The sequence below is a fragment of the Archangium violaceum Cb vi76 genome (assembly GCF_000733295.1).
Classification (GTDB): domain Bacteria; phylum Myxococcota; class Myxococcia; order Myxococcales; family Myxococcaceae; genus Archangium; species Archangium violaceum.
The window spans coordinates 65,656-92,248 of the sequence record NZ_JPMI01000008.1 but is presented as its reverse complement, the minus strand read 5'-3'; the positions used below and the strand labels follow the sequence as shown (position 1 = coordinate 92,248).

Annotated in this window: 4 protein-coding genes (1 of these 4 cut by a window edge); 3 read left to right on the top strand and 1 reads right to left on the bottom strand. The window is 72.2% G+C overall.

Annotated features, from left to right (window positions below):
* The 3 genes in view from Q664_RS02050 to Q664_RS51440 are tightly spaced (each overlapping or abutting the next) and all read left to right on the top strand, a layout consistent with a single transcriptional unit that may run on beyond the window.
* Window positions 1-2,086, top strand: partial view of a non-ribosomal peptide synthetase gene (locus Q664_RS02050; RefSeq protein WP_043389238.1) — the end only. Its footprint begins 3,224 nt before the window's first position; the window shows 2,086 of its 5,310 coding nt (coding positions 3,225-5,310); the start codon falls outside the window, past its left edge; the stop codon is at window positions 2,084-2,086.
* Window positions 2,079-13,511, top strand: a complete 11,433-nt coding sequence (locus tag Q664_RS02045) for a hybrid non-ribosomal peptide synthetase/type I polyketide synthase (protein WP_043389236.1) — start codon at window positions 2,079-2,081, stop codon at window positions 13,509-13,511. Before Q664_RS02050 ends, Q664_RS02045 begins: the two co-directional genes overlap by 8 nt.
* The gene (locus Q664_RS51440; RefSeq protein WP_052517558.1) at window positions 13,508-25,687 is read left to right on the top strand and encodes an amino acid adenylation domain-containing protein; all 12,180 of its coding nucleotides are present in this window, start codon (window positions 13,508-13,510) and stop codon (window positions 25,685-25,687) included. Before Q664_RS02045 ends, Q664_RS51440 begins: the two co-directional genes overlap by 4 nt.
* Here Q664_RS51440 and Q664_RS02030 read toward each other — a convergent pair.
* A complete protein-coding gene (locus Q664_RS02030; RefSeq protein WP_052517557.1) occupies window positions 25,658-26,593 on the bottom strand; it encodes an N-acetylmuramoyl-L-alanine amidase family protein in 936 nt (311 codons plus the stop codon). The two genes, Q664_RS51440 and Q664_RS02030, sit on opposite strands and share 30 nt — an antisense overlap.

The window sequence follows — 26,593 nt, the reverse complement described above, 5'->3', positions numbered from 1 at the left end:
CCTGCCGCTCGTGCGCCGGGGCTCGGCGTTCGATCTCTCCCTGACGATGGCCGAGACCGACGGCGGCCTGGGGGCCTCGCTGGAGTACTGCACGGACCTCTTCGATGCCTCCACGGCCGCGCGCATGGCGCGGCACTTCGTGTCATTGCTCACGGGATTGCTGGAGGCACCCGGGCGCCGCGTGGAGGAGGTGGAGCTGCTCGCGGGGGAAGAGCGCGCCACCGTGCTGGAGGCGTGGAGCGAGGGGCCTCGGGAGGAAGAGGAGGCGGGGAACGTGGCGGCGCTGCTGTTGGAGCAGGCGGCGGCCCGGCCCGAGGCGGAGGCCCTGTTGTGCGGCGCCGAGCGGCTGAGCTATCGCGAGCTGGAGGCACGGGCACGGCGGCTCGGGCACCGGCTGCGGCGCGAAGGCGTGGGGCCCGAGGTGCGCGTGGGCGTGCTGCTGGAGAAGGGCGTGGAGGCGGTGGTGGCCTTCTGGGGTGTGCAGCTCGCGGGCGGCGTGTACGTGCCGCTGGAGCTGTCGCAGCCCCGCGAGCGCCTGGAGTGGATGGTGGCGGATGCCCGGCCCCAGGTGCTGGTGACGCAGGCGGGTTTCGCGGAGCGCTTCCAGGCGCCGGAGGGCGTCCGGGTGCTGCGGGTGGAGGAGGGCGGCGGCGAGGACGCGGGCCCGCTGGAGTCCGGCACGCGGGGCGGGAACGCCGCGTACATCATCTATACGTCCGGGAGCACCGGCCGGCCCAAGGGTGTCGAGGTGACGCACAGGGGCGCCCGCAACCTGTGTCTGTCCGTGCGCCGGTTTGGCCTGGGGGAGGGGGACCGGCTGTTGCAGTTGTCGCCGCTCGGCTTCGACATCTGCGTGTGGGACTACCTGACCGCCGTCAGCTCGGGCGCGGCCGTGCTCGTTCCTCCCGCCGGGGAGGTGCTGGTGGGCGAGCCGCTCAAGCGCTTCCTGGACGAGAACAGGGTGGCGTCCATCACCATGACGCCTTCCGTGATGGGGCTGCTCCCCGAGGGCGGCCTGGAGCACCTGCGCGTCATGGTCGCCGGAGCGGAGGCGTGCCCCCCGGAGCTGGTGGACAGGTGGGCACACGGGCGGCGCTTCTTCAACGCCTACGGGCCCACGGAGATCACCGTGTGCGCCACGTGGGCCGAGTGCTCGCCGGGCCAGGGAGCGCCTCCCATCGGGCGGCCGCTGGCCAACGTGCGGACGTACGTGCTGGATGGGGCGATGCGGCCGGTGCCTCCGGGCGTGGCCGGAGAGTTGTACGTGGGCGGGCCGGGCGTGGCGCGCGGCTACCTGGGCCGGCCGGAGCTGACGGCGGAGCGCTTCGTGCCCCATCCCTTCTCCCGCGAGCCCGGCGCCCGCCTGTACCGCACCGGCGACGTGGTGCGCTGGAGGACGGACGGCTCGCTGGAGTTCCTCGGCCGCGCGGATGGGCAGGTGAAGCTGCGCGGCATGCGCGTGGAGCCCGGCGAGGTGGAGGCCGCGCTGCGCGAGCTGCTCGGGGCCCGGCGGGCGTTCGTGCGCCCCTGGCGGGGACCGGGTGGAGAGACGCGGCTGGTGGCCTACGTGGTCCCCGGTGAGGCCACCCCCTCGGATCCGCGCGAGGCCCGCGCCCGGCTGCGCCAGCGCCTGCCGGAGCACATGGTGCCCGTCTCCCTGATTCCCCTGGAGGCGTTGCCCCTGTCCCCCAACGGCAAGGTGGACGTCCGCGCCCTGCCTCCACCCCAGCCGCCCCAGCGCGATGCCTCCTTCGTCCCACCGCGCACCCCGCTCGAGACGAGCATCGCCCGCACCTGGGAACAGGTGCTCGGCCGCGAGCCGGTGGGCCTGTACGAGCACTTCTTCGATGACCTCGGGGGCAGCTCGCTCACCGTGGTCCGCGCCTGCGCGCTGCTCCGCGAGGAGCTGAAGCAGGACGTGCCCATCACCCACTTCTTCGAGCACCCCACCGTCCACGCGCTCGCGAAGCGCCTGGGCCAGTTGCCGTCTCCGACTTCCAACACCACCGCGCACCAGGATCGCGCAGAGGCCCGCCGTCAGGTCCTCCAGCGCCGCAACCCGAGAGGAACCCGAGGCAATGGCTGAGCAGGCTCCCATGGACGAGGGCACCGGAAACGACATCGCGATCATCGGCATGGCGGGGCGATTCCCCGGGGCCGGTGACGTGCGCGCCTTCTGGCGCAACCTGCGCGAGGGCGTCGAGTCCATCTCCCGCTTCCAGGCGGACGCGCTGGAGGACTCGCCGCTCGTTCCCTCCACGCTGCGCGCCCACCCGGACTTCGTGCGCGCGGGCGGTGTGCTCGAGGGCGCGGACTTCTTCGACGCGGGCTTCTTCGACATCGCCCCGCGCGAGGCGCTGTGGATGGATCCGCAGCAGCGCGTGTTCCTCGAGTGCGCGTGGGCCGCGCTCGAGGACGCGGCGTATGACCCCGAGCGCTTCCCGGGGAAGATCGCCCTCTACGCGGGCGTGGGCCAGTCCGGGCACCTGCTGTCCCTCCTGGGTCACGTGAAGAAGGAGCCGGCCGCCCTCTTCGAGGCGCTCGGCACCACGGGCGAGAACGCGGCCACCAAGGTCTCCTTCAAGCTCAAGCTGCGCGGCGAGAGCATGGCCGTCTACACCGCGTGCTCCACGGGCCTCGTCTCCGTCCACATGGCCTGCCAGAGCCTGCTGATGCGCCAGTCCGACATCGCCCTGGCCGGCGCCGTGCGCATCTCGCTGCCCCAGCGCACCGGCTACCTCTACCAGGAGGGGATGATCTTCTCTCCGGACGGGCACTGCCGCGCCTTCGATGCCAGGGCCCGGGGCACCGTGGCCGGCAATGGCGTGGGCGTCGTCGTCCTCAAGCCGCTCGCGGACGCGCTGCGCGATGGCGATCACGTCTATGCCGTCATCAAGGGCTCGGCCATCAACAACGATGGTCACCTCAAGGTCGGCTACACCGCCCCCAGCGTCGAGGGCCAGTCCGACGTCATCTCCGAGTCCCTGGCCTATGCCGGCGTCCAGGCGGGGGACATCGGCTACGTGGAGGCGCACGGCACCGGCACGCCCATTGGCGATCCGATCGAGCTCGCCGCGCTCACCCGGGCCTACCGGCGCGACACCGACGCCCGGCGCTTCTGCGGCATCGGCTCGGTGAAGACGAACATCGGGCACCTGGACACCGCCGCGGGCATCGCCGGGCTCATCAAGGCCACGTTGGCGCTGTACCACGAGGAGCTTCCCCCCAGCCTCCACTTCGAGCGCCCCAACCCCTCCATCGACTTCGAGGGCAGCCCCTTCTTCGTCGTCACCGGGCGTCGCGAGTGGACGCGCGGGGAGACGCCCCGGCTCGCGGGCGTCAGCTCCTTCGGCATCGGCGGCACCAACGCGCACGCCATCCTCGGTGAGGCTCCGAGCGTGGAGGGCAAGCCGAGCGCCCGGCCGCGCCAGCTCGTCACGCTCTCGGCCCGTACCCCCGAGGCCCTGGAGGTGATGACGCGCGAGCTCGCCGCGCACCTGGAGGCCCGGCCCGAGGTGGACCTCGCCGACCTGGCCTTCACCCGCGCCGTGGGCCGCAAGGCCTTCGAGCACCGGCGGGCCCTCGTCGTGGAGCACCGGGCCGCGCTGCTCGAGCGGTTGAAGGCGCCTCCGGCGTTCCGAAGCATCTCCAGCCTGGAAGCGGCTCGTGAGCAGCGCGTGGCCTTCCTGTTCCCCGGGCAGGGCGCGCAGTCCGTGGGCATGGCGCGCGAGCTGTACGCCTCCGAGCCCGTCTTCCGTGAGCACGCCGAGGCGTGTCTCCAGTTCCTCGTCTCCCGGTGGGGAAGGGACCCGCGCCCGCTGCTGTACCCGGCTCCCGGCCAGGAGGCCGCCGCACGAGAGGCACTCGCGGATCCCCGCTTCGCGCTGCCCCTGCTGTTCACCGTGGAGTACGCGCTCGCCCGCCTCTGGATGGACTGGGGCGTCGAGCCGCACGCCATGCTCGGTCACAGCTATGGCGAGTACGTCGCCGCGTGCCTCGCGGGCGTGCTGTCCCTGGAGGACGCGCTGACGCTCGCGGTGGAGCGCGGCCGGTTGATGGCTTCGATGCCCGCGGGCGCCATGACCGCCGTGGGTTGCTCCGAGGAAGAGCTGCGCCCGCTGCTGACGGGTGGGCTGTCTCTGGCCGCCGTCAATGGCGCCTCGCGGTGTGTCGTCTCCGGCCCCGTGGTTGAAGTAGAGCGGCTGGAGCAGGATCTCGCGAGCCGGAACGTGGGCATGCTGCGCCTGCCCGCGCGTCAGGCCTTCCACTCGGCCGACGTGGAGCCGTTGATGCCCGCGCTCCAGCGCGTCGTCGCGGGACTGCGCCTCTCCGCGCCCACCCGGCCCTATGTCTCCAGCCTCACCGGTACGTGGATCCGCCCCGAGGAGGCGACGGATCCCTCGTACTGGGTCCGCCAGATGCGCCAGCCCGTCCGCTTCGCCGAGGGTCTGGACACCCTGCTGCGAGACGACTGCCGCATCCACCTGGAGGTGGGGCCGGATCAGGCGCTCACCTCGCTGGCCCGCCTTCGCCTGCGCGGCGAGCAGGGCGCCCTGGCCGTCCCGTCGCTGCCTCGGGCCGGTGTGTCCGCGTCCGAGCATGGTGCGCTCCTGGAAGCGCTCGGAGCGCTGTGGCAGGCCGGGCTGGCGCTTCGGTGGGACAGGTTCTACGCGCATGAGGAGCGCCGGCGCGTTCCGCTGCCCACGTATCCGTTCGAGCGCCAGCGCTTCGTGCTCGAGTCCCGGTGGCTGGAGCAGGAGACGCCCCGGCAGCAGGTGCCCACTCCCGTTCCGGTGGCCGCGCCCGTTCCGAAGCCCCTGGCGCCTTCGAGCCCGGCTCCGAGCACCGTGAGGGCCGGGGGCACCGAGGGTCCGCGCAACGAGATCGAGCGCCAGGTGATGGAGATCTGGCGCGAGCGGCTCGGCATCCCGGACTGCGGCATCCACGACAACTTCCTGGAGCTGGGCGGTAACTCGCTCATGGCGGCGCAGATGCTCACGCGCCTGCGCGAGACGTTCCCCGTGCAGCTCCCGCTCAGCGATCTCTTCGAGGCCCCCACCGTTGCGGGCGTCGCCGCGCGCATCGAGGCCCGTCTGAAGGAGCAGGGGAGCGGAGCTGGCAACGCCGCGCTTCCGCCGCTCGCTCCCATTCCGCGCGAGGGGGTCCTGCCGCTGTCCTTCGTGCAGGAGCGGGTGTGTGAGCTGGAGCGCTACGTGCCCGGCAACCCGGCGCTCTACATGCCCATGGCCCTCCGGCTCACGGGCTCGCTGGACATGGCCGTGCTGGAGCGGAGTCTCGGGGAGGTCATCCGCCGCCATGAGGCCCTCCGCACCACCTATGCCACCGTGGACGGGCGCACCGTGCTCCGCGTCCTCCCCGAGCTGAAGCCGTCACTCCCCGTCACCGTACTGGAGGGCTCCCGCGAGGAGCGCGAGGCCGAGGCGCTGCGGCTCGCCCGCGAGGAGGCGCTGCGGCCCTTCTCGCTGGACCGGGACCCCGTCATCCGCTCGAGCGTCCTGCGCATCGACACGGACGTGCACCTGCTGCTCGTCACCCTGCACCACGTCGTCTCGGACACCCTGTCCCTGGTGGCCGTGGCCCGTGAGCTGGCCGTGCTCTACGCGGCGTTCCTCCAGGGCGGGCCCTCGCCGCTCCCGGCCCTGAGCGTGCAGTACATGGACTTCGCGGCGTGGCAGCGGCGCGCGCTCGAGTCCGGCGCCTTCTCCGCCCAGGAGTCCTACTGGCGCGAGCGCATGGCGGATCCGCCCCCCACGCTCGTTCTTCCCTCGGACCGGCCGCGCGAGTCCGCTCACAAGCTGCTCGGCATGCGCAGGCCCCTCCGGCTCTCGCGCCGGACCACCGATGCCATCCACGCGCTCGGCCAGCGCGAGGGCGTCACCGACTTCATGATCCTCCTGGCGGCCTTCAAGGCGCTGCTGGCCCGCTACGCCAGCCAGGAAGACATCGTCGTGGGCACGCCCATCGCCAACCGCTCCCGGGGCGAGCTGGAGCAGCTCATCGGCTACGTGGCCCACTCCGTCCCACTGCGCACGGACCTCTCGGGAGATCCGACGTTCCTCGAGCTGCTGGCCCGCGTACGGGACACGACGCTCGGCGCCTACGCGAACCCGGACGTGCCCTACGAGCACCTCGTGCGCGAGCTGGAGCCCGCCCGGGACACGAACCGCTCCTGGCTGTGCGACGCCGTCTTCGTCCTCCATGCGCGCTTCGAGTCCCAGTTGGAGATGCCGGGACTGAGCATGCGGCTCGTGCAGGTGCCGGACGCGCCCGCCGAGTTCGGCGCCACGCTCTCTCCCTTCACCCTCTACATGGGTGAGGACGAGCACGGCTTCGAGGGCAACCTGGAGTTCTCCGCCGAGCTGTTCGACCCGTCCACCGCGGAGCGCATGCTGCGCCACCTGGCCACGCTCATCGAGGCGGCCGTCGCGGAGCCTGGTTCGCGCCTCTCCGCGCTGCCCCTGCTGTCCGAGGCCGAGCGGCGTGAGCTCATCGTCTTCACGGCCGCTCCGCGCGCCGAGAGCACTCCGGTGCCGGCCTTGTTGGAGGCCCAGGCCTCGCGAGACCCGGAGGCGCTCGTCATCACCGCGGGGGAGCGCCGCGTGTCGTGGCGTGAGCTGCGGGAGCGGGCCCGGTACCTCGCCGGATGGTTGGTGGGGAAGGGCGTGGGCCCCGAGCGGCTCGTGGCCGTGTGCCTGGAGCCTTCGCCCGAGCGGCTCGTGGCCCTCTGGGCCGTGCTGGAGGCCGGTGGGGCCTGGGTGCTCCTGCCGCCCGCACGGCTCCGGGAACTGGCCTCGCTCTCGCCCGAGGGGACTCCGCCGCCCCTGCTGCTCACGCACTCGCGGCTGCGGACGAGCGTGGCCTTCGACGAATCGCGAGTGCTGCGCGTGGATGCTTTGCCCGAGGGCGAGCCCACGGGCCGGTTGGAGCGCCACGGCTCGCCGGATGCCGAGGCCATGGTGTGCCTCGAGCCGCTGGCCTCCGGAGGAGGTGCTCCGCTCCAGGCCATCCACACGCACCGCACCGTGAGCCACCTGTTCCGCGCGCTCGACGAGGGCTACGGAGCGGCTCCGGGAGGCGCGTGGCTCTGGGCCGAGGAGCCCGGTGTGCACGGCGGCGGGCTGGAGGTGCTGTGGGCGCTGACGCGGGGCCTGCGTGTCGTGCTGGCCCCCGAGCCCGGACGCGCGCGCTTCGTCCCGATGGGGCAGGGCGCCAAGGCCCGGCGTCCCCTGGACTTCAGCCTCTCGTACTTCGCCAATGACGAGGACGGGCTCGGCCGGCGCAAGTACCAGCTCCTGTTGGACGGAGCGCGCTTCGCCGATACCCACGGCTTCTCCGCCATCTGGACGCCCGAGCGCCACTTCCACTCCTTCGGCGGCCTCTATCCGAGCCCCGCCATCACCGGCGCGGGCCTCGCCACCCTCACCGAGCGGCTCGGCATCCGCGCGGGCAGCGTGGTGCTTCCGCTGCACGATCCCATCCAGGTCGCCGAGGAGTGGTCGATGATCGACAACCTCTCCGGTGGCCGGGCGGGGGTGTCGTTCGCCTCGGGGTGGAACGCCAACGACTTCGTCTTCGCCCCCGACCACTACGCGCGCCGCAAGGAGATCATGCTGCGCGGTATCGAGACGGTGCGGCATCTGTGGCGCGGTGGCACGGTGCGCCGCCGCAACGGTGAGGGGAAGGAGGTGGAGCTCGCCCTCCGCCCACGCCCCGTGCAGGCCGAGCTGCCTTTCTGGCTGACGGCCGCGGGCAGCCCGGACACGTTCCGGCTCGCGGGCGAGATGGGCGCCAACGTCCTCACCAACCTGATGGGCCAGCAGCTCGACTCCCTGGCCGAGAAGGTCGCGCTCTACCGCGAGACGTGGCGGCAGCATGGTCATGGCCCCGGCCGTGGCCACGTGAGCCTGATGCTGCACGCGTTCCTCGGGTCGGATGCCTCCGAGGCGCGCCGCGCCGTGCGCGAGCCGTTGCTCCGGTACTTCCGCAGCTCGGTGGACATCCTCAGTGGCTTCATCGCCAGCCAGGGCCTGAAAGTGGATCCGCGCACCCTGACGCCCCGGGACATGGAGGCGCTGCTGGAGCATGGCCTCGAGCGCTACATGGAGGACGGTGGCTTCTTCGGGACGCCCGACTCGAGCGCGTCCATCGTCGAGCGCGTGCGGCGGTTGGACATCGACGAGGTGGCCTGTCTGGTGGACTTCGGCACCGGCACCGAGGCGACGCTGGACAGCCTCCACCACCTGGACCTCCTGCGGCGGCGCTCACAGCCCGAGGAGACGGGGAGCTCGCCCACCGTGTTGCACGAGAGCGGCGCGGAGGCGGAGGCGTTGCTCGCGCTCGTCCGTGAGGCGGGGGTCACCCATGTGCACTGCACCCCGGCCCTGGCCCGTGCGCTGTCGGAGCTGCCCGGAGCCGCCGAGGCGCTCCGCCCCGTGCGCCGGCTCTTCGTCGAGGGGGTGGCGCCCGAACTGGCCGCGTCGCTCGCTCGCGCGGCGGGCGTGGAGGTGGTGCGCCGCGAGGGAGCGCTCGGACCCGGGACGTGGCTGCCCGTGCGGACGTCGCGACAGGAGGGGCCGGAGATCCTGCCGGTGCCTCCCGCCCATGTGCGGCTCCATGTGCTCGACTCGCGGGGAATGCCCGTGCCCGTGGGGGTGGCCGGTGAGCTCGCCATCGGGGGCGGAGCCGTGCCCCGAGGCTTCTGGCTGGCCCCGGAGGCCACGCGCCACCGGCTCGTGCCCCATCCCTCCGAGCCGGGGGCGAAGCTGCTCACCTCGGGCCGGCGTGCCCGGCTCCTCGCCGATGGGTCCGTGGAGCTCCTTCCGATGGGAGCTCCGAAGGCCCGTCGCCCGGTGACGGTGCCCGCGCCCGTGCCCGCGCGGACTCCTCGCCCGGAAGTGGCTCCGCGTCCCGAGGGCCCTCCCGCCATCGTCCGCGTGCCGCGCGACCAGCCGCTGCCCCTCAGCTTCTCGCAGCAGCGGCTGTGGTACCTGGATCAGCTCGAGCCGGGGAACCTCGCCTACAACAACCCGTCCGCGCTGCGCATGAGCGGGCCCCTGGATGCCGCCGCGCTGGAGCGTGCCCTCAACGAGGTCGTTCGCCGCCACGAGGCGCTCCGGACCACCTTCGCCCTCGAGGACTCCGGCCCCGTGCAGCGCATCGCCGAGAGCCTGTCCGTGCCCGTGCCGGTGGTGCCGCTGGAAGCCGAGGGAGACCGTGACGCGGCGATCGCCCGGTGGGCCCGGGACGAGGCCCGGAAGCCGTTCGATCTCTCCGCGGGTCCGCTGCTCCGCGCGGCGCTGCTGCGCGTCCAGGACACGGAGCACGTGCTGCTCGTCACCCCGCACCACATCATCTCCGACGGCTGGTCCGCGGGCGTGATGATGAAGGAACTGGCGGTCCTGTACGCCGCGTTCGTCTCGGGAGCCGCGTCGCCGCTGCCGGAGCTGTCCGTGCAGTACGCGGATTACGCGGCGTGGCAGCTCCAGTGGTTGCGTGGCCCCGCGCTGGAGAAGGAGCTGTCCTGGTGGAAGCAGACGCTGGCCGACGTCCCGGTGCTGCGGCTCTCCACCGATAAACCCCGGCCCGCGGTGCAGTCCTACCGGGGCGCGCAGCACCGCTTCACCGTGCCCCGGAGCGTGGCCGATTCCCTCGGGGCGCTCGCGAAGCGCGAGGGGGCCACGCCCTTCATGGTGCTCATGGCCGCCTACCAGTTGCTCCTGTCCCGCTACAGCGGCCAGGAGGACTTCGCGGTGGGCACCGCCGTGGCGGGCCGCACCCGTCCCGAGCTGGAGCCCCTCGTGGGCTGCTTCATCAACTCGCTGCCGCTGCGCGCCGACCTCTCCGGGGATCCGTCCTTCCTGGAGCTGCTCGGCCGCGTCCGCCGCACCTCGCTGGAGGCCTTCGCCCACCAGGAGGCCCCCTTCGAGAAGCTGGTCGACGCCCTGCACGTCTCGCGTGACCTGGGCCACTCGCCCATCTTCCAGACGCTGCTGGTGCTCCACAACACGCCCATGCCCACGGTGAAGCTCGCGGGCCTCACTCTGAGCGCCATGGACGTGCACGCGGGCGCCGCCAAACTGGACCTCGCCATGGAACTGCGCGAGACGGCGAACGGGCTGTGGGCCGCCCTCGAGTACAACACCGATCTCTTCGACGCCGAGAGCATCACCCGCCTGGGCGGCCACTTCGTGCGGCTGCTCGAGGGCATCGCCACGGCTCCGGAGCAGCGGCTCTCCGCGCTGACGCTCCTGTCCGAGGCGGAGCGCCGTCAACTCCTGGTGGAGTGGAATCCGCCTCACGTGCCCGCGTCCTCCGCCACCGTGCTCGAGCTGTTCGAGGCCCAGGTGGCCCGGACACCGGACGCGCCCGCCGTGGCCGATGCCGGAGAAGTGCTCTCGTATCGCGAGCTGGCCACGCGGGCCTGGCGCATCGCCTCGCTGCTGCGGAGGCAGGGCGTGGGCACCGAGCATGTGGTGGCCCTCGGGATGGAGCGCCCAACGGACGTCGTGTCCTCCATCCTGGGGACGCTCGCGGCGGGAGGCGCCTGGCTCCCGCTGGATATCTCCAGCCCGCCAGAGCGCTTGCGGCTCGTGCTCGAGGACGCGGGGGCGCGTGTGGTGCTCACGCGCGAGGCCATGACGGGCCGGTTCTCGGGAGAGGGAAGGACCGTGCTCGCCGTGGAGTCCGCGGCGTCCGAGCCCTCCGCGCCTCCCACGTCGCGTCCCGAGCTCCATCACGCGGCCTATGTGCTCTTCACCTCCGGCTCCACGGGCAGGCCCAAGGGCGTGGTGGTGGAGCACCGCCAGCTCGCGCATGCCACACAGGCCCGCTTCGAGGTGTACGGGACTCCGGGCGTCTGTGTCCCGCTGTCGCCGTTCACCTTCGATGCCTCGCTCGCGGGCCTGTTCTGGACGCTGCTCCACGGAGGCACGCTGCGCTTCCCGGACTCCGGCGTGATGGATGATCCGAGGGAGCTGGCCGCGTCTCTTGCCCGGCACGGGGTCACGCACCTCATTGGCGTGCCGGTGCTGTACGCGCAGATCCTCGCGGCGGCTCCGGCCGGTGGGCTCTCCAGCCTGCGGGCCGTGAGTGTCGGCGGTGAGGCCCTCCCGCGCGAGCTGGTCCGCGCCCACCACGAGGCGCTGCCCGATACGGCCCTCTTCAACGAGTACGGCCCCACCGAGGCCACCATCTGGAGCACCGTGCACAAGGTGGATCCCACGGACCCGGGCTCCGTGCCCATCGGCCGGGCCATTCCTGGAGCACGGGTGTACGTGCTCGGCGAGCGTCTCCAGCCCGTGCCCGTGGGTGTGCCGGGCGAGCTGTACGTGGGAGGCGCGGGCGTGGCGCGCGGCTATCTCAACCGGCCCGAGCTCACCTCCGAGCGCTTCGTGGCGGATCCGTTCGACACGAGCCCCGGCGCGCGGCTGTACCGCACGGGCGATCGCGTTCGTTGGCGGAAGGACGGGGTGCTCGAGTTCCTCGGCCGTCAGGACGGACAGGTGAAGGTGCGGGGCTTCCGCATCGAGACGGGCGAGGTGGAAGCGGTGCTCGCCGCCCACGCCGGACTGCGCGAGGTGGCGGTGGCCGCGCGCGAGGACGGACGGGGCGGCAGACGGCTCGTCGGCTACGTGGTGCCGCACCAGCGCCCCGGGCCCACTCCGGACGCGCTGCGTGCCTTCCTGCGCGAGCGGCTCCCCGAGTACATGGTGCCGTCCGCGTTCGTGGAGCGGGAAGCCCTGCCGCGCACACGCAATGGCAAGGTGGATGTGGCTGCCCTGCCGGCCCCGGAGCTCCAGACGGCCGTGCGGAGCGCCGCGTACGTGGCACCGCGCAACGAGCTGGAGACGCAGCTCGTGCGCCTCTGGTGCGAGGTGCTCGGCGTGGAGCGCGTGGGCGTGGACGACAACTTCTTCGAGCTGGGCGGGGACTCCATTCTCAGCATCCAGATCGTCACGCGGGCGGGCCGGGCGGGCATCGAGCTGTCGCCGCGCCAGGTGTTCCAGAACCCCACGGTGGCCCGGCTCGCGGCGGTGGCGAACACGCGGCTCGCCGTGCAGGCCGAGCAGGGGCCGGTGACGGGCCCGGTGGCGCTGAGCCCCATCCAGCGCTGGTTCTTCGCTCAGTCTCCGGCGGAGCCCCACCACTGGAACATGTCGCTCTTCCTGGAGGTGCGTACGGCCCTGGACGCGGCGGTGCTGGAGCGCGCGCTGGGACACGTGGTGGAGCACCACGACGCGCTGCGGCTGCGCTTCGCTCGCACGGAGGCGGGATGGCGGCAGGTGAGCGCTCCCCCGGATGAGTCCGTGCGGCTGGATCGCGTGGACCTGTCGGGCGTGGCTCCCGAGACGCGGACCGCGGAGCTGGAGCGGCGGGCCACGGAGGCGCAGGGCTCGCTCCGATTGGAGGAGGGACCGCTGCTCCGTGCCGTGCTGTTCGACCTCGGGGCGGGACAGTCCGGGCGGTTGCTGCTCGTGCTGCACCACCTGGTGGTGGACGGCGTCTCGTGGCGCATCCTCCTGGAGGACCTGCTGGTGGCGTACCAGCGGCTCGCGGCGGGCGCTCCGGTGGCCCTGCCTCCGAAGACCACCTCCTTCCAGGCCTGGGCCAGCGGCCTCTCCGAGCACGCCCGCTCGGGCAAGCTGGACGCCGAGCGCTCCTGGTGGATGGCGCGTCCCTGGGCGCGTGTCACGCGGCTGCCGGTGGACTCGCCGGGAGGGGAGAACCTGGAGGGCTCGGCGCGCAACGTGAGCGTGAGCCTCACCGCCGAGGAGACCCGCGCGCTGCTGCAGGACGTGCCGCGCGCGTACCACACGCAGATCAACGACGCGCTCCTCACGGCGCTGGCGAGGACGGTGGGGCGATGGTCCAACAACCCGCTGGTGCTGGTGGACGTGGAGGGCCACGGGCGCGAGGAGCTGCTCGCGGGCCTGGACGTCTCTCGCACGGTGGGCTGGTTCACCACGTTCTTCCCGGCGCTGCTGGAGGCGCGGGAGGCGGCGAGCCCCGGTGAGGTGCTGCGGGACGTGAAGGAATCGCTCCGAGCCGTACCCTCCAAGGGCATGGGCTACGGGCTGCTGCGCCACCTGTCCGAGGACGCCGGGCTGGTGGGGCTGCCCCGGGCCGAGCTGAGCTTCAACTACCTCGGACAGGTGGATGGGGCGCTGAACGGGAGTGGGATGCTCTCGCTCGCGCCCGAGGGCATGGGACCGCAGCGAGGGCCCCGGACCCGCAGGCCGTACCTGCTCGACGTGATGGGCGCCGTGGTGGGCGGCTGCCTCCAGATGACGTGGACGTATGGGGAGTCGATTCACCGCCGGGAGACCGTCGAGAAGCTCGCGGCGGACTTCCTGGAGCGGCTGCGCGAGCTGATCGCGCACTGCCAGTCCCCCGAGGCCGGAGGCCACACGCCCTCCGACTTCCCGATGGCCAAGGTGAAGCAGTCCCAGCTCGACAAGCTCTCCGCCCGGTTCGGCAAGAAGAACAAATGAGCGACAACATCGAGAACCTGTATCCGCTCTCCCCGCTACAGCAGGGGATTCTCTTCCACGTCCTCCAGGAGCAGGGCACCGGCCTGTACTTCAACCAGCTCTCCTGCGAGCTGCGCGGGTCACTGAATCTCCCGGCCTTCACGGAGGCGTGGCGGCGGGTGGTGGCGGCGTTCTCCATCCTCCGTACGGCCATCGTCTGGGAGGACGTCGACGAGCCCCTCCAGGTGGTGCTCAACGAGGTGGAGCTGCCGCTCGAGCAGGAGGACTGGCGAGGGGCTCCGGCGGCGGAGCAGGAGGCGCGCTTCACGGCGTGGCTGGAGGCGGATCGCCGCCGGGGTGTGGAGCTCGGCACGCCGCCGCTGATCCGCCTGTCCCTGCTGCAAACCGGGGACGCGGCGTACCGCTTCGTCTTCAGCCACCACCACATCCTGCTGGACGGGTGGTCCGTTCCGATCCTCATCAAGCAGGTGTTCGTCCTCTACGAAAGCCTCGTCCGGGGACTCACGCCGCGCGTGGAGCAGGCGAGGCCGTATGGCGATTACATCGAGTGGATCCAGGAGCGCGGGCTGGAGGACTCGGAGCGCTTCTGGCGCCGATCGCTCGCGGGCTTCTCCGCGCCCACGGAGCTGGGGCGGGGCTTTCCGGTGGAGGAGGGCGCGCCGGTGTCCGGCCGTGCCGCGCGGCGGGTGCTCCTGTCCGCCTCCACCACCGAGGCGTTGAACGGGCTCGCGCGCCAGCAGGGGCTCACGCTCAACACGGTGGTGCAGGGCGCCTGGGCGTTGTTGCTCGGGCACCACGGGGGAACGAGGGATGTCGTCTTCGGCACCACCGTGTCCGGCCGTCCACCGGAGCTCTCCGGCGTGGAGGGCATGGTGGGCCTCTTCATCAACACGCTCCCGGTGCGCGTGCGCCTGCCCGCGGACGAGCCACTCGTCACCTGGTTGAAGGGGCTCCAGGCGTGGGTGCTGGAGATGCGTCAGCACGAGCACTCGCCGCTGGTGAAGGTGCAGCGCTGGAGCGAGGTCCCCAAGGGCACGCCGCTCTTCGAGAGCTTGTTCGTCTTCGAGAACTACCCGGTGGACGCGGCGCTCACGGCGTCGCTGCCCGCGCTGGAGGTGCGCGACGTCCGCGCCGTGGAGGAGGACCACCACCCGTTGACGCTGGTGGCGGTGCCGGGGCGGGAGCTTCGGTTGGAGCTCGCGTATGAGCGCGCGCGCTTCGACGCGGAGCATGTGGAGCGGATGCTGGGGCAGTTGCGCCACGTGCTCGAGTCCATGGCGGCCCGGCCCGCTCAGCGGCTGGGCGAGCTGTCCCTGGTGGACGAGTCCGAGCGGCGCCGGCTGTTGCACGAGTGGAGCGGGGTGGGCGTGCCCGCGGTGGACGCCGGGGTGCTGCACCGGCGCTTCGAGGCGCGGGCGGCGGAGGCTCCAGAGGCGGAGGCGATCGTCTTCGGGAAGGAGCGGCTCACCTACGGGGAGCTGGACGCTCGGGCCAATCAGCTCGCGCACCATCTGCGAGGGATGGGAGTGGGAGCGGAGTCCCGGGTGGTGCTGTGCCTGGAGCGCTCGCCGGAGCTCATCATCGCCATGCTGGGCGTGCTCAAGGCGGGCGGGGCCTACGTGCCGGTGGATCCGGCCTGGCCCTCGGCGCGGCTCCGCTCCCTGCTGGAGGACAGCGGCGCGTTCGGGGTGATCGCTTCGCGGCGCACGGCCGCGTGGCTGGAGGGACGGGATGTGCGGCGGGTGCTGCTCGACGCGGAGGCGGAGCGTGAGGCGCTCGCTCGCGCGCCGGGGACGTCTCCCGGGGTGGAGGTGCACCCGGGGCAGCTCGCCTACGTCATCTATACGTCGGGCTCCACGGGGAAGCCCAAGGGCGTGCTGGTGGAGCACCGGGGCGCGAGCAACACCGTGCGGGCCTCGCGAGGGGCGTGGGCCATCGGGCCGGGCAAGCGGGTGTTGCAGTTCGCCTCGGCGAGCTTCGACGTGTCCGTCTTCGAGATCTTCGGCGCGCTGAGCGACGGCTCGGCGCTGGTGATGGCTCCGCGCGAGGCGCTGATGCCGGGCGCGGATCTGCTGCGCGTGCTGCGCGAGGAGCGGGTGACGTCCGCCGTGCTCACGCCGTCCGTGCTGGAGGCGACGCCCGTCGAGGCACTGCCCGCCCTGGAGTCGATGATGGTGGCGGGCGAGGCCTGCGGTCCGAGGCTGCCGAGGCGGTGGGGCGTGGGGCGGCTCTTCGTCAACGCGTACGGCCCGACGGAGATCTCCATCTACGCGACCCTGACGAGGTGCTCGCCGGACATGGCGGTGGTGCCTATTGGAGGACCGCTCGCGGGGGCGAGTGCCTACGTGCTCGACGCGGACCTGCGCCCGGTGCCGGTGGGCGTGCGGGGCGAGCTGTACGTGGGAGGCGAGGGCGTGACGCGGGGCTACCTCGGGAGGCCGGAGCTGACGGCGGAGCGCTTCCTTCCGGATCCATTCCGGGGAGAGTCCGGTGCGCGCATGTACCGCACGGGCGATGTGGTGCGGTGGATGCCGGATGGGCAGCTCGAGTTCTTCGGCCGGGCCGACGAGCAGGTGAAGCTGCGTGGATTCCGCATCGAGCTGGGGGAGATAGAGGCGGCCCTGGGCGCGGAGCCCTCGGTGGGCGAGGCGGTGGTGGTGCTGCGCAAGCGGGCCGGGGGAGAGCCGTGGCTGGTGGCCTACGTGGTGCCCGCAGCGGGTGCGGAGCCGCCGGTGCGCGAGCTTCGCGAACGGTTGCGCGAGCGGCTCCCGGAGTACATGGTGCCCGCGGCCTTCGTGGTGCTGAAGGCACTGCCTCGCACGACGAGTGGCAAGGTGGACCGCAAGGCCCTGCCCGCGCCGGAGCAGGCACGGGAGACGCCCACCGCGCATGAGCCGCCTCGCACGCCGGAGGAGCGCGCGCTGGCGGAGATCTGGGCCCAGGTGCTCGGGCACGAGCGGGTGGGCATCCACGACGACTTCTTCGAGCTGGGGGGAGACTCCATCCTCGCCATCCAGCTCATCTCCCGGTCCGCGCAGGCGGGAGTCCACTTCACCGCGAAGCAGTTGTTCTCCCAGCCGACGATCGCCCGGCTCGCCGCGGTGGCGGGTGCGGCGCCCGGACAGGCCCTGGAGCCGGCGGGGGAGCCGGTGGAGTCAGCGCGGTCCGGCTTCCCGCTCGTGACGCTGGGCGAGAAGGAGCTGGAGGCGGTGCTGGAGCGGGTGGCGCGCGGAGATGAATGGCGCCGCCGGAGCATCGAGGATCTGTACCCGCTCTCGCCGCTCCAGAAGGGGCTGCTCTTTCATGTGCTGCACGCGGAGAGCGCGGACATGTACCTCAACCAGGTCTCCTGGGAGCTGGAGGGTCCGCTGGATGTGACGGCGGTGGCGCGCGCGTGGCAGGAGACGGTGGCCCGCCACACCAGCCTGCGCACGGCCTTCCTCTGGGAGGGCCTGGAGGAGCCGCTGCAGGTGGTGATGCGGGACGTGCAGCTGCCCATCCGCTCGGAGGACTGGCGCGAGGTGCCGCCCTCGGAGTTCGAGGCGCGGTTCGCCGAGTGGATCGCCTCGGACAGGCGCCAGGGTTTCGAGCTGGAACGGGCTCCGTTGCTGCGGCTCGCGCTGCTGCGAGTCGGGGAGCGGGCCTGGAGGCTCGTGCTCAGCTACTCGCACCTGGTGCTGGACGGCTGGTCCATGCCGCTGATGCTGCGCGAGGTGTTCGCCCGTTACGGAGCGCTGCTGAACGGGAATGCGCGGGTCTGGCCGGAGGCGCCCGCGTATCGCGACTTCATCGCCTGGCTGCGGCGTCAGGAGCTGGGCACCGCCCGGGAGTTCTGGCGCGAGTCGCTCGCGGGCTTCACGTCTCCCACGCAGGTGGGAGTGGATCGGGGGCCCGTGCCGGGTGGTGTGCCGGTGCGCCGGGAGCGGCGGGCGCGGTTGACGGATGGGCAGCTCGGGGCGCTCCAGGAGCTCGCGCGCCGGCAGAAGGTCACCCTGAGCACGTGCCTCCTGGGCGCGTGGGCGCTGCTGCTGCGCCACCACGGCGGAGAGGATGACGTGGTGTTCGGCAACACCGTCTCGGGCCGTCCGGCGACGCTGCCGGGCGTGGAGGAGACGATCGGGATGTTCATCAACACGCTGCCGGTGCGCGCGCGTGTGTCCCGAGGCAAGCCGGTGGGCGAGTGGCTGCGGGAGTTGCAGGGCTGGCTGCTGGAGATGCGGCAGCACGACTACAGCCCGCTGGTGGAGGTGCGGCGCTGGAGCGAGGTGCCACACGGAACGCCGCTCTTCGAGACACTGGTGGTGGTGGAGAACCTCCAGGTGGGTGGCTCGCTGGAGGGTGAGCTCGGGAATGGGACCGGGCTGGAGATGCGGGATCTGCGCAGCTTCGAGCTCGACAGCTTCCCGCTGGCGCTGATCGTGGATCCGCACCAGGGGTTGGGGCTGCACCTCTTCCATGACGAGCGCCGCATCGACGGAGAGGACGCGCAGCGGCTGTTGGAGCACTTCCAGCGGCTGCTGGTGGGCCTGGCGGAGTCGGCGGAGCGCCTGGTGGAGGAACTGTCGCCGCTGAGCGAGGAGGAGCGCCAGCGGGTGCTGCGCGAGTGGAACGCGACGGCGGTGGCGCGCGAGGCGGGGGCGGGATTGGCGGCGTTGCTGGAGGCGCAGGTGGCGCGCACGCCGGAAGTGCCTGCGGTGGTGATGGGGCCGGCCTGGCTCACGTTCCGCGAGCTGGACGCGAGGGCCAACCAGGTGGCGCACCGGTTGCGGCGGATGGGCGTGGGTCCGGACGTGCGGGTGGGCCTGTGCGTGGAGCGCTCGCTGGAGCTGGTGGTGGGCCTGTGGGGCATCCTGAAGGCCGGTGGTGCGTACGTGCCGTTGGATCCGGGGTACCCGATCGAGCGGTTGCGCTACATGCTGGAGGACTCGGGGGCGGGGGTGGTGGTGACGGCGGGAGAGGCCGCCGGAGGGCTGGTGGGTCCGGGGCAGCGATTGTTGCGGTTGGACGCGGAGGCGGAGTCGCTGCGTGGGGAGGCGGAGACACCGGTGCTGGGAGGCGCGGGGCCGGAGCACCTGGCGTATGCCATCTACACCTCGGGAAGCACGGGCCGGCCGAAGGCGGTGATGGTGCGGCAGGGGGCGGTGGCCAACCTCGTCGAGGCGCTGCACGGCGCGGTGTACGCGGGGCTGGAGCCGGGGAGGCGGGTGAGCGTCAACGGCTCGGTGTCCTTCGACACGTCGGTGAAGCAGCTCTTCCAGGTGTTGCGCGGGCACACGCTGGACGTGACGCCGGAGCACGTCCGCTTCGACGGAGCGGAACTACGGGACTACCTGGAGCGCCAGCGGGTGGAGGTGCTCGACTGCACGCCCTCGCAGTTGCAGCTGCTGGTGGAGATGGGCTGGCTGGAGGAGGCCGCGAGGCCGGTGACGGTGCTGGTGGGAGGCGAGGCCATCTCGGAGACGTTGTGGCGGCGGCTGGGCGCGTCGCGAGCGGTGAAGGCCTTCAACGTCTACGGCCCCACCGAGTGCACGGTGGACGCGACGGTGTGCCCCATCACGCTGGAGCAGGCGCGACCGGTGTTGGGGAAGCCCATCGAGAACGTGCGGCTGTACGTGCTGGACAGGCACGGGAGGCCGGTGGGCGTGGGAGTCGCGGGCGAGCTGTACATCGGAGGAGCGGGACTGGCGCGTGGCTACCTCGGACGCCCGGACGCGACGGCCGAGCGCTTCGTCCCGGACGCGTTCAGCGGAGACCCTGGGGCGCGTCTATACCGGACGGGAGACCGGGCGAGGTGGCTGGCGGACGGGTCGGTGGAGTTCCTGGGGCGAGTGGACTTCCAGGTGAAGCTGAGAGGCCACCGCATCGAGCTGGGCGAAGTGGAAGCGGCCCTGCGAGAGCAGCCCGAGGTGCGCGAAGCAGTGGCAGTGGTGCGCGAGTACGGACCGGGAGACCAGCGCCTCGTGGCCTACGTCGTGCCAATTTCCCCTCGCCCCCCGGGAGAGGGACGGGGTGAGGGTGCCACGGGCCCCGGGTTGGATCTCACCGAGCTGAGAGCCCGTCTCCGTCAGCGCCTACCGGAGCCCATGGTACCCGCGGCCATCGTGGAACTCTCCGCCTTCCCGCTCACGCCGAGTGGCAAGGTGGATCGCAAGGCACTGCCGCTGCCGGGAGCAACGGGGGGCAGCAAGGACTTCATCCCACCGCGCACGGACACCGAGCAACGCCTGGCGGAGCTATGGAAGCGCACGCTGGGAGTGGAGCGGGTGGGCGTAACGGACTCCTTCTTCGAGCTGGGCGGACACTCCCTGCTTGCCACACAGCTCGTGTCGCGAGTGCGGAGCGCCTTCGAGGTGGAGCTCCCCCTGCGAGCCGTCTTCGAGCAGCCCACGCTGGAGGGGATGTCCCGTGCGGTGGAGAGGGCACCTCGTCTCGCGACGGGCGCATCTGCACCGCCACCGTTCGTGGCGCGCTCGGGAACGGAGCAGACGCTGCTCAGCTTCGCGCAGCAGCGGCTGTGGTTCCTGGATCGGCTGCAGCCCGGAAGCGCGGCGTACAACATCCCGTACGCGGTGCGGTTGACGGGGGAGTTGGATCTCCAGGCGCTGGAGCGAGGCATGGAGTCGATCCTCCAGCGTCACGAGGTGCTGCGCACGGTATTCGGAGAGGACGACGGCAAGCCGGTGGCGCGCATCGCGGAGCGGATGCCGGTGCCGCTCGAGCAGGAGGATCTCTCGCTACTGCCCGAGCCGGAGCGCGAGGCCGAGATACACCGGTACGCGAAGCGGGATGCGAGGACATCCTTCGTACTCGCGGAGGGCCCGCTGCTTCGCACCACGCTGCTGCGCCTGAGCGAGTCCGAGCACGTGCTGCTGCTGACGATGCACCACATCATCACGGATGGCTGGTCCACGGGCATCTTCGTGAAGGAGCTGGCGGCGCTGTACGGAGCCTTCGCGCGAGGCGAGCCGGATCCGCTGGGGCGGTTGCCGTTGCAGTACGCGGACTACGCGGCGTGGCAGCGCGAGTGGTTGAAGGGAGAGGTGCTGGAGGCGCAGCTCGCGTACTGGAGGAAGAAGCTGGCGGGGAGCGCGCCGGTGTTGAACCTGCCATTGGACAGGCCGCGTCCCGAGGTGCCGGAGTTCCGGGCGGGCATGCGGGTGTTCTCGCTTCCCAGGGAGCGGGTGGACGCCCTGCGGGAGCTGGGGCGGAAGGAGGGGAGCAGCCTGTTCATGGTGCTGCTGGCGGGCTTCCAGGCGCAGCTGGGGCACTGGAGCGGGCAGGAAGACATCGTGGTGGGCACGCCGGTGGCGGGGCGCACGCGAGCGGAGGTGGAGGGGCTGATTGGCTTCTTCGTCAACACGCTGGTGCTGCGCACGCAGGTGGGCGGGGCGCCGACGTTCCGCGAGCTGTTGGCTCGGGTCCGGGAGGGCTCGCTGGAGGCGTACGCGCACCAGGACGTGCCCTTCGAGAAGCTGGTGGAGGAGCTGCGCCCGGTGAGGGATCCCCGGTACACGCCGCTCTTCCAGGTGATGTTCTCGCTGCAGAACGTGCCCCGGGCGAGGCTGGAGCTGCCGGGCCTGACGCTCACGGGTATCGAGACGGGGACGGGGGGCTCGAAGTTCGATCTCTCGCTGTCGCTGGAGGAGCGGGAGGACGGACTGCGGGGCGTGTTCAGCTACAACGCCCGCCTCTTCGACGAAGGCACGGTGGCGCGGTGGAGCGCGGAGCTGGAGACGTTGCTCGGCGCGGTGGCGAGCGAACCGGACCAGCCTCTGCCCCGGCTGCTGGGGGGCATGTCCGTGCCCCCGGCGCGACCCGTGCTTCCCCCGGAACGCCCGCGGAAGCGCGAGTACGTGGAGCCCGAAGGGCCGGTGGCCCGCCCCCTGGCCCAACTGTGGCGCGAGCTGCTCCGGGTCGAGCGGGTGGGGCTGCACGACGATTTCTTCGAGCTGGGTGGGCACTCGTTGTTGGCCACGCAGCTCGTGTCGAGGGTGCGCAAGACCTTCGGGGTGGAGCTGCCCCTGCGGGCGCTCTTCGACGCGCCGAGGCTCGGGGCGCTGGCGGAGCGGCTCGAGGCCGCGAGGAAGACACACGGCACCGTGACCCCGAGCGCTCCGGTGAGGAGGACTCCGGACGAGCGGCCGGTGCTCAGCTTCGCGCAGCAGCGGCTGTGGTTCCTGGAGCAGCTCCAGCCGGGGAGCAACGCGTACAACATCCCGTACGCGCTGCGGCTGGAGGGCGTGCTGGACACGGTGGCGCTGGAGCGCGCGCTGGGGGAAGTGGTGCGCCGGCACGAAATCCTCCAGGCCTCGATCGAGAGCCATGGGGGCGAGCCCGTGCTGCGCCCTTCCGGGCCCGTGAGGCTGCCGCTGTCTCCGATGGATCTGTCGGGGCTGGACGAGGGCGCGCGGGACGAAGCGGTGGAGCGGCTCGCCTCCGAGGAGTCGCGGCGGCCCTTCGAGCTCTCCCGGGGCCCGCTGTTGCGCGCGACGCTGCTGCGGCTGGGCGAGCGGGAGCACGTATTGCTGCTGACGGTGCACCACATCGTGTTCGATGGGTGGTCCGCCTCCATCCTCTTCCGGGAGCTGTCGGCGCTGTACGACGCCTTCTCGCGGGGAGCGCCGAGTCCGTTGCCGGAGCTGCCGTTGCAGTACGCGGACCATGCGCGCTGGCAGCGGGAGTGGCTGAAGGGCGAGGTGCTGGAGACGCAGCTGGCGTACTGGCGGCGGCAGCTCGCGGGCAGCCCGTCGCTGCTGAGCCTTCCCCTGGACAAACCGCGCACCTCGGCCCGGACGCGGAGGGCGGGCAAGGTCCCGGTGGTGCTGTCGCGCGAGCAGGGCGACGCGCTGGAGGAGCTGGCGCGCCAGGAGGGGAGCAGCCTCTTCATGGTGTTGCTGGCGGGCTTCCAGGCGTTGCTGGGGCGTTGGAGTGGCCAGGACGACATCGTGGTGGGCACGCCGGTGGCGGGGCGCACGAGGGCGGAGGTGGAGGGGTTGATCGGCCTCTTCGTCAACACGCTGGTGCTGCGCACGGACGTGAGCGGGGCGCCGACGTTCCGGGAGCTGCTGGCTCGGGTGCGCGAGGTGGCGCTCGGGGCGTACGCGCACCAGGACGTGCCCTTCGAGAAGCTGGTGGATGAGCTGCGTCCGGAGCGGGAGCTGAAGCACTCGCCGTTGTTCCAGGTGATGCTGGTGCTCCAGAACACGCCGGACCGCGAGGTCTCGCTGCGGGAGCTGAAGCTGTCGCCGGTGGAGAAGGAGGGCCCGGCGGCGAAGCTGGAGCTGCTGTTGAGCTTCACGCGGACGCCGGAGGGGTTGCGAGGCGTGTTCTCCTACGACACGTCGCTCTTCGAGCCGGAGACGATCACGCGTCTGGCCCGGCACCTGGAGATGTTGCTGTCGGCGGTGGCGGAGGCACCGGAGCGGCGGGTGGAGGAGGTGGAGCTGCTGGCGGGTGAAGAGCGGACCCGGGTGCTGGAGCAGTGGAGCCAGGGCCCGCGAGTGGAGGGTGGGGCGGAGGGACTGGGGCGGTTGTTGGAGCTCCAGGCGGCGCGCACACCCGAGGCCATGGCGCTGGAGGGGAGCGGGCAGCGGCTGAGCTACCGGGAGCTGGAGGCCCGTGCGAACCAGTTGGGCCGGAGGCTGCGGCGCGAGGGCGTGGGGCCGGAGGTGCGGGTGGGCGTGCTGCTGGAGAAGAGCGTGGAGGCGGTGGTGGCCTTCTGGGGCGTGCAGAAGGCGGGGGGCGTGTACGTGCCGCTGGAGGCGGTGCTGCCCGCGGAGCGTCTGGAGTGGATGGCGCGGGACGCGGGCGTGCGCGCGGTGGTGACGAGGCGCGGACTGGAGGGCAGGTGCCGGCCGCCGGAAGGAGTTCCGGTGGTGGTGCTGGAGGAGCTGAGCGGAGAAGACGCGGGCCCGCTGGAGAGCGGCGTCCGTGTCGGCAACGCGGCCTATGTCCTCTACACCTCGGGAAGCACGGGGAGGCCCAAGGGCGTCGAGGTGACACATGAGGGCGCGTGCGATCTCGTCCGGGGGAAGGCGAGGGCCTTCGGGGTGGGGGCGGAGAGCCGGGTGATGCAGTTCTCGTCGCTGGGCTTCGACGTGTCGCTCTGGGACTACCTGTTGGCGCTGGCGGTGGGCGGGACGTTGTACGTGCCCTCGGGAGGGAAGGTGCCGCTGGGGGAGGAGCTGCGGCGCGAGCTGGTGGAAGGCGCGGTGTCGGTGCTGGCGCTGCCGCCCTCGGTGTTGGCGCTGTTGCCGGACGAGGGGCTGGAGCACCTGCGGGTGGTGATGGTGGCGGGCGAGGCCTGCCCGGCGGAGCTGGTGGCGCGGTGGGGCAGGGGCCGGCGCTTCGTCAACGGGTATGGACCCACGGAGGTATCGGTGCTCGCCACGTGGGAGGAGTGCGAGCCGGGCGAGGCCCGTCCGCCCATCGGAAGGCCGCTGGCCAACACGCGGACGTACGTGTTGGACGGGGCGATGAGGCCGGTGCCCCCGGGAGTGGCGGGGGAGCTGTATCTGGGTGGCCCGGGTCTGGCGCGGGGCTACGTGGGGAGGCCGGAGCTGACGGCGGAGCGCTTCGTCCCGAACCCCTTCGGCCGAGAGCCGGGCGAGCGCCTGTACCGCACGGGGGACCGGGTGAGGTGGAGGGCGGACGGGCGGTTGGACTTCCTGGGCCGAGTGGACGCGCAGGTGAAGGTGAACGGAGTCCGGGTGGAGCCGGGGGAGGTGGAGGCGGTGCTGCGGGAGCGGGCCGGGGTGAAACAAGCGCACGTGAGGGCCTGGAAGAGCCCCTCGGGCGAGTCGCGGCTGGTGGCGTACGTGGTGCCCACGTCTGTGGTGCCCACGTCCCCCACCGTGCCCATATCCCCTCGCCCACCGGGAGAGGGACGGGGTGAGGGTGCCGGGTCCCCCGGGTTGAACCTCGAGGCCGTGCGTACCTGGCTGAAGCAGCGGCTACCGGAGTACATGGTGCCCTCGGCGTTCGTGGTGTTGGAGGAACTGCCGCTGACGTCCAGCGGCAAGGTGGACGGGCGAGCCCTGCCGGCGCCCGGAGAATCCCGCCAGGGGAGCCGGAGCTCCGTCCCGCCGAGGGACGAGCTCGAGCGGCAGCTGGCGAACGTCTGGGAAGAGGTGCTCGGTGTGACGTCCGTGGGGGTGACGGACAGCTTCTTCGAGCTGGGCGGGCAGTCGCTGCTGGCGGTGCGTCTGGTGGCGAGGCTGCGGGAGCGGCTGGGACACACGGTCCCGTTGGCGGCGCTCTTCGAGGGGCCCACGATCGAGGAGCTCGCGGCCCGGCTGCGCGCGGGGACACTGGCCTCGGTCCAGGGCAACCGGGTGACACTGCAACCGGAGGGCATGGGCACGCCGGTCTTCTGGGTGCATCCGGTGGGAGGCAACGTCCTGTGCTACGCGGAGCTCGCGAGACACCTGGGCACCGGGCGGCCCTTCCATGCGTTGCAGGCCACGGGGCTGGACGGGAGCGAGGCCCCCCTCACGACCGTGGAGGACATGGCCCGGCGGTACGTGGAGCAGGTGCGGGCCATTCAGCCCGAGGGGCCGTACCTCCTCGGAGGCTGGTCGCTGGGCGGCACGGTGGCCTACGAGATGGCCAGGGAGCTGCGGCGCCAGGGGCAGGAGGTGGCCCTGCTGGTGCTGCTCGACAGCTTCGCCCCCTCGGGGCAGCCCAGGCCCACGCCGGAGCCGGATTCGGCCACGTTGCTGGCGGGTTTCGCGGCGGACCTGGCCCGGAGCACCGGGCGTGAGCCGTCCCTCGGGCCCGAGTCCCTCACGGGCCTGTCCCCCGAGGATCAACTCCGCACCCTCTGGACGCACGTGCGCGAGACCGGGCTTCTCCCTCCAGGGACGGGCCAGGAGGAGCTACGGGTGCTGCTGGAGGTGGCCCGGGCGAACCTGCGCGCCGTGGCCGGCTACGACCCCGAGCCCTACGAGGGGCGGATGCTCCTGCTCCGGGCGCGGGACGCGCGGAGGGGCGCCGGGGTGGACGCCTCGCACGGCTGGGGGCGGCTCGCGGCCTCGGGGCTCACCGTGGAGGACGTTCCGGGAGACCACCACGGGGTCCTCCGGGCGCCACACGTGCACGAGCTGGCGGAGCGCCTCACGCGTTGGCTGGCGGAGGCGGAGCCGGAGTCAGGGCACGGGGAGCGTGGCACGGGTTGAGACCTGGGGCGCTGGCGGGGCACTCGGGGGTGGGGCGAAGGCGTCCACCAGCCCCTGGGTCACCGCCGCGGCGAAGGCCTCCAGGGTGCGCTCCTCGCGCCAGCGCGCCACCTCCTCGAGGTCCAGCGCGTGGTGCGTCTCGATGATGACCGAGGGCATGGGCGGCTTGCGCAGCACGAAGATGCGCTGTCCCGGCAGGTGCCGGCTCACGAAGGTCCCCGGCTGCTCGGAGTCGGGGGCGTAGAGGCCCACGTAGTCCTCGCCGCCATAGGGCAGGAAGCCCGCGTCACCCATGCGCCGGGCCAGAGTCCGGGCCAGGGTGTGCCGCTGGGAGAGCAGGGGCTCGGGGATGTCATCGGCGTAGAGCACGCTGTACCCGGGGGCCGTGTCGTTCCTCAGGCACACCTGATCCAGCGAGCTCTGCCACCAGCGCGCCTCTCCCCGAGTGTCCGAGTGGATGCTCACGAAGAGCTGCGCCCGCCAGCGCTCGGCCTCCTCGAGCCGCGTCTGGTACGTGGGTCGCTGCCCGGCCTTCCGGCTCACCTTCACCAGGAAGTGCCCGGTGGCCTCCAGCCGCTTCGCCAGATCCTCGGCCACCCGGAGCGTGTGGGCCTCTTCCGGCTCGCAGATGACGGAGGTGTTCCCCTCGTTCCCGGGCGCGCCGTGTCCCGCGTCCAGGTAGATGCGCTTCTTCCCGAAGCCCTTGGGGAACTCCACCCTGGCCACGGTGAGCGGGGCGCTCGCGGCTGGCCAGCGGGGTGGCGCCTCCGGGACGGGGGCGGGCGCGGCGATCACGGCGGGAGCGGGGACGGCCTCTGGCGGAGGGGGCGCGGCGCGGGCCTGCTCCTCGCATCCGGCGGACAAGCCCAGGATCAGGAGCAGCGGCCAGGTGGGGCTCTTCGACAT

Coding starts and splice junctions, on each gene's coding strand:
- Q664_RS02045 (WP_043389236.1), top strand. CDS start 2,079: ATGGCTGAGCAGGCTCCCATGGACGAGGGCACCGGAAACGACATCGCG.
- Q664_RS02030 (WP_052517557.1), bottom strand. CDS start 26,593: ATGTCGAAGAGCCCCACCTGGCCGCTGCTCCTGATCCTGGGCTTGTCC.
- Q664_RS51440 (WP_052517558.1), top strand. CDS start 13,508: ATGAGCGACAACATCGAGAACCTGTATCCGCTCTCCCCGCTACAGCAG.